The sequence below is a fragment of the Salifodinibacter halophilus genome (genome assembly GCA_012999515.1).
GTDB lineage: Bacteria > Pseudomonadota > Gammaproteobacteria > Nevskiales > Salinisphaeraceae > Salifodinibacter > Salifodinibacter halophilus.
In genome coordinates this window covers 1-238 of the sequence record JABEEB010000687.1, presented here as the reverse complement: position 1 = coordinate 238, position 238 = coordinate 1, and the positions used below count along the sequence as shown (strand labels likewise).

Genomic DNA, 238 nt, shown 5'->3' with positions numbered 1-238 from the left:
CATCGACCGCGCCAACTTCAACTACTCCTACTTGTCGCTGGTCCTCAACCTGATCCAGGCGCCGAACGTGCTCGACCTGGACGGCAACCAGCCGGCCAACCACCTGACCCTGATCGGCGCGGTGCAGTCGGACAGCTACATCCAGTTCCAGGACAGCAACTACTACGGCAACAACAACAACGCCTCGTGCGTGGTGATCGGCCTGGCCTGCACCTGGCGCACCAACGCCGCGCAGAAC

1 protein-coding gene is annotated in these 238 nt (G+C 62.6%); it reads left to right on the top strand.

Translation table 11 applies throughout. The features are described 5' to 3' along the window. Positions 1-238 (top strand): hypothetical protein (locus HKX41_13320; GenBank protein NNC25115.1); only part of this gene is annotated, 238 nt, incomplete at both ends.